Source organism: Streptomyces sp. NPDC012794 (assembly GCF_042901085.1).
In the GTDB taxonomy this organism is placed as follows: Bacteria; Actinomycetota; Actinomycetes; order Streptomycetales; family Streptomycetaceae; genus Streptomyces.
In genome coordinates, this window is sequence record NZ_JBIBCI010000018.1 from 29,028 (window position 1) to 42,432 (window position 13,405).

At 73.7% G+C, this 13,405-nt stretch carries 10 protein-coding genes; 5 read left to right on the plus strand and 5 right to left on the minus strand.

The genetic code is table 11. From position 1 onward, the window contains the following. Positions 1–12 precede the first annotated feature (12 nt). From lanKC to ACFY7H_RS27370, 3 genes are all read left to right on the plus strand, one after another. Positions 13–2,547, plus strand: a complete 2,535-nt coding sequence (lanKC, locus tag ACFY7H_RS27360; protein WP_388943032.1) for a class III lanthionine synthetase LanKC — start codon at positions 13–15, stop codon at positions 2,545–2,547. Positions 2,548–2,564: 17 nt separating this feature from the next. Then, the gene (locus tag ACFY7H_RS27365; RefSeq protein WP_388943035.1) at positions 2,565–2,828 is read left to right on the plus strand and encodes a hypothetical protein; all 264 of its coding nucleotides are present in this window, start codon (positions 2,565–2,567) and stop codon (positions 2,826–2,828) included. Positions 2,829–3,104: 276 nt separating this feature from the next. After that, positions 3,105–3,575, plus strand: coding sequence for a RidA family protein (locus ACFY7H_RS27370; protein ID WP_388943037.1), 471 nt, complete (start codon positions 3,105–3,107; stop codon positions 3,573–3,575). Between the two features lie 146 nt (positions 3,576–3,721). Here ACFY7H_RS27370 and ACFY7H_RS27375 read toward each other — a convergent pair whose 3' ends face one another. The 5 genes from ACFY7H_RS27375 to ACFY7H_RS27395 form a co-directional block, all read right to left on the minus strand. Further along, a complete protein-coding gene (locus tag ACFY7H_RS27375) occupies positions 3,722–4,561 on the minus strand; it encodes a PhzF family phenazine biosynthesis protein (protein WP_388943041.1) in 840 nt (279 codons plus the stop codon). 98 nt (positions 4,562–4,659) lie between these two features. Beyond that, complete coding sequence (locus tag ACFY7H_RS27380) at positions 4,660–5,424, minus strand: proline hydroxylase (protein ID WP_388943044.1); 765 nt, start codon at positions 5,422–5,424, stop codon at positions 4,660–4,662. Positions 5,425–5,535: 111 nt separating this feature from the next. Continuing rightward, on the minus strand, positions 5,536–5,727 hold the full coding sequence (locus tag ACFY7H_RS27385) for a hypothetical protein (protein ID WP_388943047.1): 192 nt from the start codon (positions 5,725–5,727) through the stop codon (positions 5,536–5,538). Positions 5,728–5,848: 121 nt separating this feature from the next. Next, on the minus strand, positions 5,849–8,782 hold the full coding sequence (locus ACFY7H_RS27390) for an alpha/beta fold hydrolase (protein ID WP_388943049.1): 2,934 nt from the start codon (positions 8,780–8,782) through the stop codon (positions 5,849–5,851). 1,482 nt (positions 8,783–10,264) lie between these two features. Further along, positions 10,265–11,464, minus strand: coding sequence for an acetyl-CoA acetyltransferase (locus ACFY7H_RS27395; protein WP_388943051.1), 1,200 nt, complete (start codon positions 11,462–11,464; stop codon positions 10,265–10,267). 267 nt (positions 11,465–11,731) lie between these two features. Between ACFY7H_RS27395 and ACFY7H_RS27400 the strand changes: the two genes are divergently transcribed. After that, the gene (locus ACFY7H_RS27400; RefSeq protein WP_388943054.1) at positions 11,732–12,922 is read left to right on the plus strand and encodes an acyl-CoA dehydrogenase family protein; all 1,191 of its coding nucleotides are present in this window, start codon (positions 11,732–11,734) and stop codon (positions 12,920–12,922) included. Then, complete coding sequence (locus ACFY7H_RS27405) at positions 12,922–13,395, plus strand: nitroreductase family deazaflavin-dependent oxidoreductase (RefSeq protein WP_388943057.1); 474 nt, start codon at positions 12,922–12,924, stop codon at positions 13,393–13,395. Before ACFY7H_RS27400 ends, ACFY7H_RS27405 begins: the two co-directional genes overlap by 1 nt. Positions 13,396–13,405 lie beyond the last annotated feature (10 nt).

Here is a 13,405-nt window from a genome sequence, read left to right on the forward strand (position 1 = left end):
ACGGAGAGCACCATGGATCTTCGCTACATGAACTACTGCCAGCCCGGCAATCCGTTCTACGACGTACCGGCCACCGCCGACGCCGACGCCAGTGCCTTCCCGGCGGTGACCGGCCCCCTCCCGGAGGGCTGGACCCGCACCGACAACACGCACTGGCTGCTGATGACCCCGCCCGGCACCCGGCTGCCCGCCCAGGGCTGGAAGATCCACGTGTCGGCCACCCTCGAGAACGCCGACCGCGTCCTCGGCCTGGTCTGGGACTTCTGCGTCGCCGAGCGGGTCACCTTCAAGTTCATCCGCAGCGCCGGCATCCTCAAGATGCGCAACAGCAAGTACGGGGACCGCGGCAGCAGCGGCAAGTTCTTCACCGTCTACCCGGTCGACGAGGCGCAGCTGGAGCGGATCCTGCACGGCCTCGGCGACCTCCTCGACGGCGAGAGCGGCCCCACCATCCTCAGCGACCTGCGCTGGCGCTCCGGCCCGCTGTACGTGCGCTACGGAGGCTTCGTCTCCCGCCTGGGCCGCTCCGAGACGGGCGAGCTGGTGCACTGCATCGAGGACCCGGAGGGCCGCCTTGTACCCGACGTGCGCGGCCCGTCCTTCCGGCCCCCGTCCTGGGTGGAACTGCCCGCCTTCCTCGGCGAGGCGCTCGCCGCCCGCAACGCGGCCACCCTCCAGGACTTCCCGTTCCGCGCGACGAAGGCCCTGCACTTCTCCAATGGCGGCGGCGTCTACGAGGCCACCGACATCCGCGACGGCGGCCGCGTCCTGCTGAAGGAGGCCCGCCCCCTCGCCGGCCTCGACGAGGAGGGCGCCGACGCCGTGGCCCGGCTGGAGCGCGAGCACTGGGCGCTGGACAGGCTCGCCGGACTGGACTGCATCCCGCCGGTCGTGGACTACCGCAAGGGCAACGAGCACTGGTTCCTGGCCCGCGAGTACGTCGACGGCAAGCCGCTCGCCCGGGAGCTCCTCAGCCGCAACCCGCTCGTCAACGACGACCGCACCGAAGGCGCGTACGCCGCGTACGCGGACTGGGCGCTGAGGATCGTCGACCAGGTGGAGCGGGGTGTCGAGGCCATGCACGCCAAGGGCGTCGTCTTCGGCGACCTGCACCCCAACAACATCCTGGTCCGGCCCGACGACACCGTCTCCTTCATCGACCTGGAGACCGCCACCCCCGCCGAGGTGGAATCCGCCCAGGCCATCGGCGCCCCCGGATTCCGCGCGCCCGCCGGCTACAAGGGCACCGCCGTCGACCGGTACGCCCTCGGCTGCATCCGCATCGGCGTGTTCCTGCCGCTGACGGTCATGGCCACCTGGTCCCCGGCCAAGGTGGACCAGCTGATCGGCCTGGTCACCGAGCACTTCCCGGTACCCGACGGCTTCGCCGGGCAGGTCATGGCCGACCTCGGACCCGACCCGCACCCCGGGCAGCTGCCCGGTACCGGCCCCGCCCCCCTGTGGACCGCGCCCACGCCCGCCGGCTGGCCCGCGCTGCGGACCACCCTCGCCGAGGACCTGCTCGCCAGCGCCACCCCGCAGCGCGAGGACCGGCTCTTCCCCGGCGACGTCGAGCAGTTCTCCGTGCCCGGCGGCGGCGCCACCTTCGCCTACGGCGCGGCCGGAGTGCTGTGGACCCTCGCCGAGCTGGGCTTCGCCCCCGCCGACGAGCACGTGGCCTGGCTGACGAACGCCACCGCCCGCACCGCCGGCATGGGCCCGGGCTTCTACGACGGGCTGAGCGGCATCGCCTACGCCCTGGACCGGCTCGGCCGCGCCGACGAGGCCGCCGCCGTCCTGGACCGGGTCTCCCGCGCACCTCTGGAGGACGTCGACCACGGCCTCTTCGGGGGCCTCGCCGGGATCGGCCTGACCCAGCTGCACTTCGGGAACACCGACGAGGCCGCCCGGATCGCCGCGCTCATCGCCGACCAGGGGCCGGGCGGGGGCCCGGGCCGCCCCCGGCCCGGTCTGCTGCACGGCGCGTCGGGCGGGGCGCTGCTGATGCTCCGGCTGCACGAAGCCACCGGCGAACCCAAGTACCTGCACGTGGCGGGCGAGTTGATGCGCCACGACCTCGCGGAGGCGGGCTGGTCCGAGGACAGCGACCCGGCCGGCTCCGAGGACGCCGCCTGGAAGGTGCCGTTCCTGGCCTTCGGCGGCGCCGGCCTCGCCATGGTGCTCCACGAGGTGGAACGCCGGCTGCCCGAGCCGGAGTTCACCCGGGCGAGGGACGCGCTGCGCGCGCAGGCCGGCCCGTCCTTCATGCTCAACGCCGGGCTCTTCCACGGCCGGGCCGGGGCCCTGCTCGCCCTGCGCCACCTGCACGACGGCTCCGCCGCCACCGACCGGGCCGTCCGGCGCCACCTGGACACCCTGGGCTGGCACGCGGTGCGCTGCGACGGCCACCTGGCCTTCTTCGGCGACCACACGCTGCGCCTGTCCGCCGACTTGGCGACGGGTTCGGCCGGTGTTCTCCTCGCGGTGGAGGCCGCGCTGGGCGATGCTGGCCAGGGCCTGCCGTTCCTCGCGCCGGGCCGCCGATGACCTGCCAGGAGGCTCCGATGCGTACCACGACGTACCACTTCGTCGTCGCCCCCGACGGACGCGGCCCCGAGGGATCGGCGCCGGAGCTGGCGGCCGTGCGGCTGATCTCGTTACTGCCACCGGGCTGGGGCTACGCGCCCGACTTCCCCGGCGGGACGGTGTCCCTGCGGCTGACCCCGCCGCCCGGGACCACCGAGGAGGCGGCGCACGCGGCCTTCGCCGGCACCCTCGCCCACCCCGGCCTGCTGGGCTGGACCTGGGCGAACCCGCCCGGCCGCTAGGCCCTGTCGTCAAAATCCCGCCTGGCCCGCGGCCCCCGGCACCGCACCTCGCCGCGTTGTCGGGGCGCCCAAGTACGTCCAGTACTCGGGCGCCCCTCCGCCTTGCGATGCACGGCACCGGACGCCGCGGACCTGACCGGCGCTACTTTGGCGACAGGACCTAGCAGATCGGCGCCCGGTCCGGGACCACAAGGGCGGAGGCCGCCCCAACGGGCCCCGGGCGGTGGGACGATGGGGTGAGCCGACGAGGTCAGGTCGAGGTCACCAGGGGGTGCCATGAGCGTTGACGTCCGCGAAAGGCTAGCCGAGCTCGGATTACGGCTGCCGGAGGTGAGCGCCCCCAAGGGGGCCTACGTACCCGCCGTGCGCAGCGGCATCCACGTCTTCGTCGCAGGACAGATCCCGCTCAGCGGCGGGGAACTGACCCAGACGGGCAGGGTCGGCGCGGAGGTGTCACCGGAGCGGGCCAGGGAGCTGAGCCGCCAGTGCGCGCTGGCGGCACTGGCCGCCGCGGACTCGGTGGCCCCGCTGGAGGCCGTGGTGCGGGTGGTGAAGGTGGTTGGGTACGTGTCCTCCGCGCCCGGGTTCACCCGGCAGGCGGGAGTGGTCGACGGGGCGAGCGAGCTGCTGGTGGAGGTGTTCGGCGAGGCGGGGCGGCACGCGCGCAGCGCCGTCGGGATGGACATCCTGCCGCTCGACGCCCCGGTGGAGATCGAGGTCCTCCTCGAGGTCTCCGACGGGGCCTAGAAGCCACCCGGCGACCGGGCCGGGGCCCGGCCCGGACGCCGGGGCCGGCCAGGTCACCTGTGGCCCGCCGGGCCGGGGCAGCCGATCGGGCCCCACAGTCCGAGCTGCGGGGCCCCCGGGGCAGGCGCCCGGCCGCGCCGCCCGGGTCAGGTGATCGGGACCGCCGTGCCCGTCACCTCGATGCCCGCCGCCGGGTCCGCCGGTACGCCCACCGTGATCAGGCTCGGCCGGCCCATGTCGACGCCCTGGTGGACGGTCAGCAGCGCGGGCGGCTCGACCAGGCCCAGGCTCCGCAGGTACCCGCCGAGGGCGGCGGCGGCCGCACCGGTCGCCGGGTCCTCGACCACCCCGCCGGGCGGGAAGGGGTTGCGGGCGTGGAAGACGTCCGCCGACTCGCGGTGCACCAGGGCGACCGTGGCCCAGCCGCGGCGCGCCATCAGGTCGCCGAGGGCGGGCATGTCGTAGTCCAGGTCGGCCAGCCGGGCCCGGCTCGCCGCCGCGATCACCGGGTGCCAGGCCCCGGCGTACGCGGCGCGCGGCGGCAGCGCCGCGTCGAGCTCGTCGGCGGACCAGCGCAGCGCGGCCAGCAGCTCCGCCAGATCGGCGTCGGAGATGGCCTCCGTACGCGGCGCCACGCTCACCAGGGTCGCCACGACGCCGCCGTCCGGGCCGGCCGAGGTGGTCACCGGGACCGGGCCCGCCTGCGTGTGCAGCAGCAGGTCCCCGACGCCGTGCCGCTGGGCGTAGGCCACGGCGGTCGCGATGGTGGCGTGCCCGCAGAAGGGCACCTCGGTCTGCGGGCTGAAGTAGCGGATGTCCAGCGCCCCGTCCTGGCGGGGTACGGCGAAGGCGGTCTCCGAGTAGCCGACGTCCGCCGCGACGGCGGCCATCGTCTCCTCGTCGATGCCGGTGGCGTCCAGCACCACACCCGCCGGGTTCCCGCCCAGCGGGTCGGTGCTGAAGGCCACGTAACGCAAGAGGTCCATCACCCGAACGTAGCGGGCCCGTCACGCGGCCGTCAAAACCCCTACCACACACGGACATTGACGCCGACCAGGGCCGTGCCCGCCCCGCGGCGGGCCGGTCAGGCCCAGGTGAGCAGCTGGCCGGACGTACCGATCCCCACCGCGAACCCCAGTGCGATCCTGCGGTCCCCGCGGCTCGGCCGGACCGCGTGGAAGAACCGCGGATCGATCAGCAGCGCCTCACCGACCCGCGGAGCCAGCTCGATGGACTCGGCACCCGCCACCACCGCCTCGTCGAACCCGTACCGGGCCGACAGCCGGTGCGCCTCGTCCTCGGGCCGCCAGCGGTGCCTCCACAGCACCGTCTCACCACCCTCGGGCGGCACGCTGAGGTACAGGTTGAACGCGAACTGCCCGATCAGCGGTACGTCGAGCAGGTCCCCGTCGTACTCGCGCAGCGCGTCGTCGAAATGGACCTGGAAGCCCTGGTTCGGCTCCCGGGCCACCCCGTCGCCCATCTCCACGCCGCCCCGGCGGCCCACCGCCACCCCGCCCGGCCAGGCCGCGGCGAGCGCCTCCCGGCAGGTGCGGAACGGATCGAACGAAAGGCCCAGGCCCTGCCAGGCCTCGTGGTGCCCCTGAAGCGCCTTCCAGTAGGAGTCGGCGACGCCTCCGTCCGCCATGTGGTCGCTGACACCCACCCCGAACCGCATCACCGGCGGATCGACGCGGGCCTTCCCGTACGAGTCGAACACCTGCTGCCGCAGCGCGCCGAGCACCTCGTCGCACCGCTCGCGCGGCAGGAAGGAGGGGACCCGGACCGCCGCGTACCGCCCGGCGGCCAGCCCGGCGAGCAGCTCGTGGGTGAACGCCGGTGCGGTCACGGCGCGGAAGAACGGATCGTGCGATGGGTTCGGTAACGCGCTCTGAGTGGATTGCCCTGACGTCATTCGATCGCCCCCCGGCGTCGGAAAGACAACAGAAAACAATGGCACCTATCCGGGATGCGCCCCGCTGGTCGCGCGGAACGCGGTCTTCGCGTCGAGCTCCAGTGCCTGCCGTCCGGCCTCCAGCGCTTCCATCGCGATCCGTCGGCCGACCTCCGCCTGCATCTGCTCCAGGTCACTCCCCGGAGCACCCCATCTGAGGGACTGGTCGTCGTTCGTATCGGTGGGGACAGCAGTCATCGGCGGACCTCCGCGCTTTTCGGTGTGGGACGCGTCACACAGGGTGAGGCAACGTCAGGTTACGCGCAAGCCCGCACCGGCCGACGGAGTTCCGCCCAACTGGTATGAAAAGCACTAGGTTTCAGCCCGGCATCTCCCGCAGCAGCTTCTCCAGCAGAGCCCTGGCCTGCACCAACAACGGGTGCTCCGGACCCACCACCCGGGTGAGGTCGCGCACGAGCGCCTTCAACTCGTTCACCGCTTCGGGCGTACGCCCCACCACCCCCAGAAGCACCAGCACGAAGGTGTACCGGAAACGCATCACCAAGTTCGAATCCGGCGGCTGGGCCGCGTCCCGCAGCGCCTCCCGGATCACCTGCTCCGCCTCCGGCGCCCGGCCCTGGCGCAGCAGCGCGTGCGTCAGCGTCTCCCGCACCCGCAGGATCTCCGGCGTCGACGGCGGCCAGTGGTTGCGCCGGCTGATGTCCAGGATCTGCCAGGCCTCCGCCTCCGCCTCCGCGTGCCGGCCCAGCGCCAGCATCGTCCGGGCCAGCGTGTGGCGCACCACGAGCGTGTCGTAGTGCTCCCGGCCGCGCACCTCGTTCTCCGCCTCCACGATCGAACGGAGCATCTCCTCGGCCTCCGCCTCCCGCCCCTCCTGCTCGTTGATCGCACGGGCCAGCTTGTGCCGGCTGGCCAGGGTGTCGGCGTGGTCCCTGCCCAGGATCCGGGTACGCGCCCGCACCACCAGCGCCAGCACCTGCTCGGCCTCCCGCAGCTGCTCCCGGTCCAGGTGGATGCGGCCCTGCTCGTGCCGCAGCCCCAGGATCTCCCGGTCGTCGACGTCGAAGCCGAAGGAGGAGCAGCGCTCCACCATCGGCAGCACCAGGTCGTACGCGGGCCCCAGCATCCCCGTCGCGATCAGGTAGCGGGCGGTCAGCCGGGCCAGCTCCAGCGCCTCCGTGCGCACCGTGCGGTCCGACAGCTTCAGGTCCCCCAGCAGACAGGCCCGGGACACCTCCAGCGCGTGCGGGGCGAGCGCCGCCCACAGCGGCCAGTTCGCCGGATGGTCGGGATTGCGCAGGTGGGCGGCCTGGAGCACCGTCCGCACCGCCAGCCCGTAGTAGTCCGCCGGCCGGTCCCGTACCTCCCGGTCCTCGCGCAGCACCCCGTGCACGACGGGGTGCAGGGTCAGTACGTGCGCCAGGTCGCGCTCGGCGACGCCCTCGCGCTCGTAGAAGTCCACCAGCCCGAACTCCTCCAGGCCCGCGAGGGCCGCGTAGGTGCGCGCCGGGGTGATCCCGGGGAACAGGGGGGACTGGGAGAGCACCGGATCGATGAGCAGGCAGCGGTACGGGATCGGGGCGATGCTCAGGCAGGCGAACACCTTCAGCAGGGTCGCCGCCTGCGCCCGCTCCTGCCGGCTCAGCAGGTCCATGGCGATCCCGCAGACCTTCTCCACGATCTCCCGGCCCAGCAGCTCGCTCAGGTCCGGGCCCCCCTGGCCCGGGGCGGTCTCCACCCGCGCGGCGACCGTCCGGCCGAAGGTCTCGAAGTCCCGGACGTCGCTGTCCAGGGAGATCTGGCTCTCGCTGACCGCCCTGATGACGTCGGCGGCGTGCCGCAGCGCCAGCGGCAGCCCGCCCAGCTGCCGCGACAGCTGCCGCGCCTGCTCGTTCGTGCCGCCCAGACCGCCGGTCCGCTCCAGCAGCATCGACGCCCCGTCGTCCTCGCCGAGCGGCACCACCTGGTGGATGACGCTGTGCTCCCCCCAGGTCTGCTGACGGCGCACCCGGCTGGTGACCAGTACCGTGCCGTTCACGTTCTGCGGGCGGCGCAGCCAGCCGCCGCCGTCCGCGACCTGGCCGTCGCGCGGGCCGAGCCGCTCGGGGTCGTCGGCGTTGTCGAAGATCAGCAGCCAGGGGTCCGGGCACGCGTTGAGCAGCGTCCACACCAGGTCCATGGCGGTCCCCAGCAGCCAGGCCCGCTCCACCGTGATCGACGGCGCCCCCAGGTCCCGGGCGATCATCCGCATGCGCAGGCTCAGCTCCGGCATCGACACCCACCAGACCCGGTGCCCGGCGCGCTGCGCCCGGTCGGCGACCTCCAGCGCCAGCCGGCTCTTGCCCGACCCGCCCAGGCCCGACAGGACGTGCACCTGCTGGCGGGCCTCCTCCTTCAGCAGCGAGCCGACCAGGCTCAGCCGCTCCTGTCCCTTCAGCTTGCCCTCCTCCAACGGCCCGTACGGAGGCGGCGGGAAGGGCGCCAGGTCCAGCTCCCCGGCGGCGGGCGGCGGCAGCGAGGGCCGCCCGGCCGCTTCGGCGGGGGAGCGGGGCACGACCGGCCCGGCCGCCTCCACCGGATCGTGGGCCGCCTCGAGCAGGGCGGCGCGGACCGCCATGTACGGGGCGGCGGTGCGGTCGGCGGGCTGCACGATCGAGAAGTGGTCGGCGGTGACCACTCCGCCCTTGGGGAACACCCCGCGCGCGACGACGGGCGGCACGATCTCGTCCGCGGAACCCCCGTAGGCGCGCACCGGTATGGGGCACTCCTGGTCCGTGTACGTCCGGCCGTGGACGACGGCACTGAGGACGGTGCGCTGCGCCTCCGTCACCGCCCGGTCGAAGGGGCGCAGCTGCTGCTCCTGCGGGTTGTTCCAGAGCTTGAGCCACTTGCGGACGGTGAGGAAGAAGCCGGACCCGGTGTTGGGGCAGGCGAACATCGTGAAGTGCTTGATGCGGGCCAGCTCCTTGCCCTCGCCGTTCCACAGCTTCCGCGCGAGGAACCGCTGGACGATCAGCCCGCCCTGGCTGTGGGTGACGAGCACGATCCGCTCGGCCTCGGCCAGTTCGGTCTCGAGGAAGGTGCCGAGCTGGTCGGCGACGTCGTCGGTCTCCGCGACCCGGCGGTCGGGCCGCAGACGGACGAGCGGGGAGTCGTACCCGAAGCGGTGGACGCTGACCCAGTCGGCCAGCTCGGGATCGGTGACGAGAAGTGCGTGGAAGGCCGCCCACACCTTGGCGGAGGAGAACAGACCGTGCACCAGCACGAGGTGGACGCGCGTCCGTACCGCCATCGCGAACCTCCGCAGCCAGAATGTGGGTTGAAGCAGAAGGATTTCGGTCGCAGATGAAAACTCGGGGGAAGAGCTACCCGCGTCAATGATGCACGAGGGACGACCGCAGGAGCCATAACAAGACACCCTCCGACCCGGCGCGCGAAAGGCGCGCCGGCCGCGCGCGGGGGCGCACCGAGCACGCCCCCAAGGGGCGCGAGCGCCCCGGGGGCGGGGCGGGGGCGCGGGGGGCGGGGCGGGGGGTGTGGGTTGGCGGCGGGAGCCGGGGGCGGGGTGCTGTTGGGCGGTCTCAGGGCTGGTTTGGGGGTTTCCCGTCAGTCCCATCGTCCTTCCGGTTCGTGCCGGCCTGTCAAGGGCGCTCCTTCGTCGCGTCGCTACGCGATGGCCTTCGGCCACCCTTGACAGCCCGTCCCGCCCCGGAAAGACAAGGACTGCCGGGAAGCCCCCAAAGGAACGGTCACGGGGCAGGGATGGGAGGAGCGGCTCCCTCAGCGATGAGGCGAGGGGTCGGGCCACGCCCTGCCGGGCATCCGGGCCGCCATAAACCCTCAACGGGCCACCCCCGCGCATCAGATCGCTACGCGCTTCTCTCGGCATAGCGTCCGGCGACCGTCCGTGGCCGCTACCCGCACCAGATGACGATCAGAGCAGCGTCCGGGACCGGTGGGCGCGTCAGATCGCTACGCGCTTCTCATTTCGAGGCGGCTGATGGCCGTCTGGGGCTGAGATGCGTCGGACCGGAACCGAGGGGGCTTCGAGGCGTCGAAACGGGCAGTCCGGGACGTCTCTCGGGCCTTTCGCTGGCCTCTCGACCGCCTGCCGGAGCCTGGGGATGCCTTCTTCAACGGCAGACTCCGACAGATGGCCTTCACGCCTCCCCCACGCCCACCAAAGGCGGATGAATGGAGCAATCGGCCTCGCTGGTGGATCGTCTCACCCCAGACGGGCCGCAGACGCCTCCCGGGCAGGAGCGCGTAGCGATCTGACGCGCCTGTCCGCTTCCCTCGTTGCCCTCATCCACCTCTGGTGCGGGTATCGGCCCAGGACGGTCGTCGGACGCTAAGCCGAGAGGAGCGCGTAGCGATCTGACGCGCCCACCGGTCCCGGATGCCGCCCTGATCGTCATCTGGTGCGGGTAGCGGCCACGGACGGTCGCCGGACGCTATGCCGACAGGAGCGCGTAGCGATCTGACGCGCGGGGGCGGTCCGCCGAGGGACTTTGGGGGCCCGGATGCCCGGCAGCCCGCCTCATCGCTGAGACGCCCGTCCCCTCCCCATCGACCGTGCCGTTCTTTTGGGGGCTTCCCGGCAGTCTTTCGGCTTTCCGGGGCGGGACGGCCTGTCAAGGGTCGCCGAAGGCGATCACGCAGTGACGCGACGAAGGAGCGCCCTTGACAGGCCGGCACGAACCGGAAGGACGATGGGACTGACGGGAAACCCCCAAACCGGCTGTGATGCCGGCCGGGGTGGTGCGGGCGGCAGCTACCCCCGGCCCAGGAGCACCGTTGCCGATGAGCAGAACCAGCCTCCCGTGCCCGACGCCAGGGCCACCTCCGGGAGGCGGCCGCCGGGCTTGGTGACCTGGCCCCGGCCCGCTTCGCCGCGGAGTTGGCGGACCGCTTCGACCAGGAGGAAGAGGCCGCGCATGCCCGGGTGGCAGGCGGAGAGGCCGCCGCCGTCGGTGTTGACCGGGAGTTCGCCGTCGCGGAGCAGGCGGCCCTTGTCGACGAAGGCTCCGCCTTCGCCCTTGGCGCAGAAGCCGAGGTCCTCCAGCGTCACCAGGGTCATGTACGTGAAGGCGTCGTAGATCTCCGCGAGGTCCACGTCCGCCGGGGTGAGGCCCGCGTCGGCGAAGGCCCGGCGGCCCGAGACGGCCGCCGGGGAGACGGTGAAGTCCTCCCACTGCGACATGGTGGTGTGGGAGACGGACGTGCCCGTGCCCAGGATCCAGACCGGGGCCTTGGCGGTGTCGGGGACGTAGTCCTCCGCCGCCAGCAGCACCGCGCAGCCGCCGTCCGAGCGGATGCAGCAGTGGAGCTTGGTGAAGGGGTCCGCGATCGGTTCGGACGTCAGGACGTCCTCCACCGTGATGGGGTCCCGGAACATCGCGTCGGGGTTCGTCGCCGCGTTCGCGCGGGCCTGGACGGCCACCGATGCCAGCTGCTCCAGCGTCGTCCCGTACTCGTGCATGTGCCGCCGTGCGGCCATCGCGTACTTGGCGACCAGTGTGTGTCCGTACGGCACCTCGAACTGCAGCGGCCCCCGCGCCCCGAACGACAGGTTCGAGGTGCGGCGGCGGGCCTTGATGTCGGCGCGGGCCGTGGAGCCGTAGACCAGCAGGACGGCGTTGGCGTGGCCGGCGGCGATGGCGTCGGCGGCGTGGGCCGCCATGACCTCCCACGTGGAGCCGCCGACGGAGGTCGAGTCGACCCAGGTGGGCCGCAGCCCGAGGTACTCGGCCACCTCGGCCGGGGCGAGGACGCCGAGCCCCGCCGAGGCGAAGCCGTCGATGACGGAGCGGTCGAGGCCGGAGTCGGCGAGGGCGCGGCGGGCGGCCTGCGCGTGCAGGGCGTAGGGGGTCGGGCCGTCCACCCGGCCGCAGTCGGAGAGGGCGACGCCGACCACCGCGACCCGGCGGCGGGACGGGGAGGGGGGCACGGGTGCAGACAGGGGTCCAGGCATGGAGGGACAGTACATCTGACGGATCGTCAGGTGCTAGACCGGGGGCGCCCCGGCCGGGGGTGCGGGCCGGGGTGTGGAACCCGGGGCCGGGCTGGCCCTCCGGGCCGCCCCCCGAGCCGCCCCCGGCCCCCCGGGCCGCCCCTCAGGGCGTCGGTCCCCGCCCCTCCCTCCCGGCGGCCCCCCGCAAGCCCCCCGCTCCGCCCCCTGGGCTTCTCGCCCCCGCCGCCCTAACATGACGCCCCGTCAGATACGGGGAGGAGCCCGACGATGGATGCCGCCTTCACCGCGGAGCAGGACGAGATGCGCCGTACCCTGCGCGAGGTCCTGGGCAAGCGCTGCGGGCCGGACGAGGTCAAAGCCGCCGTCCGGACCGCCGCGGGGCACGACCGCGAGCTGTGGCATGAGCTCTCCCGCCGGCTCGGACTGCCCGGCCTCGCCGTCGCCGAGGAGTACGGCGGCGTCGGCTGCCCCCCGGGCGACCTCGCGCTGGCCTGTGAGGAGACCGGGCGGGCGCTGCTGCCCTCGCCGCTGCTGGCCACCGCCGTCCTCGCCGTCCCGCTGGTCGCCGCCCTCGGCACCCCCGGGCAGCGCTCTGCCCTGCTGCCGCCGCTGGCCGCCGGGGAGCTGACGGCCGCCCTCGCCGTGCCCGGCCCCGTCCTGGCCGCCGCCCTCGCCCTGACCGGCGACAACACCCCGGGCGACTGGGCGGGCGGGGGCCGCGCCGGCGGGGTCCAGGCGCGCCGCGCCGAGGACGGCTGGCGGCTGTACGGGGAGGTGCCGCAGGTGCTCGACGGGCACAGCGCCGGTCTGCTCGTCGTCGCCGCGCACACCGGCGGCTTCGCCCGGAGCCGGATCCTGCTGTTCCTCGTACGGGAGGACGCGCCCGGCCTCGTACGGGACCGGCAGACCGCCCTCGACGAGACCCGCCCGCAGGGCCGCGTCCAACTCCGGGACGTGCCGGCGGAGTCGTTGGGCGCCGAGACCGGCGCCGGTGTGCTCCCCGCCCTGGCCGCCGTCGGCCGGGGGGCGGCCGCCGTCCTCGCCGCCGAGGCGGTCGGGGCGGCCGACCGGGCGCTGGCGCGGACCGTGGAGTACGTGCGCCGGCGCGAGCAGTTCGGCCGGGCCGTCGGCTCCTTCCAGGCGGTCAAACACCGCCTCGCCGACCTCTACGTACAGGTCCAGGCGGCGCGCTCGGCCGCCTACTACGCCGCCTGGGACCAGGACCAGGGCGGCCTCGCCCTCGCGCAGGCGCTGGAGGCGCTGCGCACCGCCGCCGGCGAGGCGATCCAGCTGCACGGGGGCATCGGCTTCACCTGGGAGCACGACGCCCACCTCTACTTCAAGCGGGCGGCCGCCGACGAGCTGCTCTTCGGTCCCGTGCACCGCCTCCGCGCGCACGCCGCGCACCACGCGGGCCTCTTCGAACCGTCCGTGACCCCGGAGAGGGCGGCCGTCTGATGGCTCTCGGCGTCAAGCTGATGCAGAAGGTCTCCTCGACCCTCCTCTTCGCCAGGATCGCGCCCCGCTTCATCCCCGCCCTGGACAAGGCCGTGCACCGGCTGACCCGGGGAAAGGTGCTGCTCAGCGCCCGGATGCTGCCGGGGGTGGTGCTCACCGCCAAGGGTGCGAGGACGGGTGAGCCGCGCACCACACCGCTCGCGTGCATGCCGGAGGACGGAGGCGTGAGCTGGCTGCTGATCGGCTCCAACTTCGGCCGTCCCGGCCACCCGGCCTGGACCGGGAACCTGCTCAAGCACCCCGACGCGGACGTGAGCTGGCAGGGGCGGGACATCGCCGTACGGGCCCGGCTGCTGGAGGGGGCCGAGCGGGCGGCGGCGTGGCAGGAGGTGCTGAGGTTCTGGCCGCCGTACGCGACGTACCAGGCGCGCATCGAGCGCGAGATCAGACTGTTCCGCCTGGAGCGGCGCTGATCACGGGCCG

Coding starts and splice junctions, on each gene's coding strand:
- lanKC (WP_388943032.1), top strand. CDS start 13: ATGGATCTTCGCTACATGAACTACTGCCAGCCCGGCAATCCGTTCTAC.
- ACFY7H_RS27365 (WP_388943035.1), top strand. CDS start 2,565: ATGCGTACCACGACGTACCACTTCGTCGTCGCCCCCGACGGACGCGGC.
- ACFY7H_RS27370 (WP_388943037.1), top strand. CDS start 3,105: ATGAGCGTTGACGTCCGCGAAAGGCTAGCCGAGCTCGGATTACGGCTG.
- ACFY7H_RS27375 (WP_388943041.1), bottom strand. CDS start 4,561: ATGGACCTCTTGCGTTACGTGGCCTTCAGCACCGACCCGCTGGGCGGG.
- ACFY7H_RS27385 (WP_388943047.1), bottom strand. CDS start 5,727: ATGACTGCTGTCCCCACCGATACGAACGACGACCAGTCCCTCAGATGG.
- ACFY7H_RS27390 (WP_388943049.1), bottom strand. CDS start 8,782: ATGGCGGTACGGACGCGCGTCCACCTCGTGCTGGTGCACGGTCTGTTC.
- ACFY7H_RS27395 (WP_388943051.1), bottom strand. CDS start 11,464: ATGCCTGGACCCCTGTCTGCACCCGTGCCCCCCTCCCCGTCCCGCCGC.
- ACFY7H_RS27400 (WP_388943054.1), top strand. CDS start 11,732: ATGGATGCCGCCTTCACCGCGGAGCAGGACGAGATGCGCCGTACCCTG.
- ACFY7H_RS27405 (WP_388943057.1), top strand. CDS start 12,922: ATGGCTCTCGGCGTCAAGCTGATGCAGAAGGTCTCCTCGACCCTCCTC.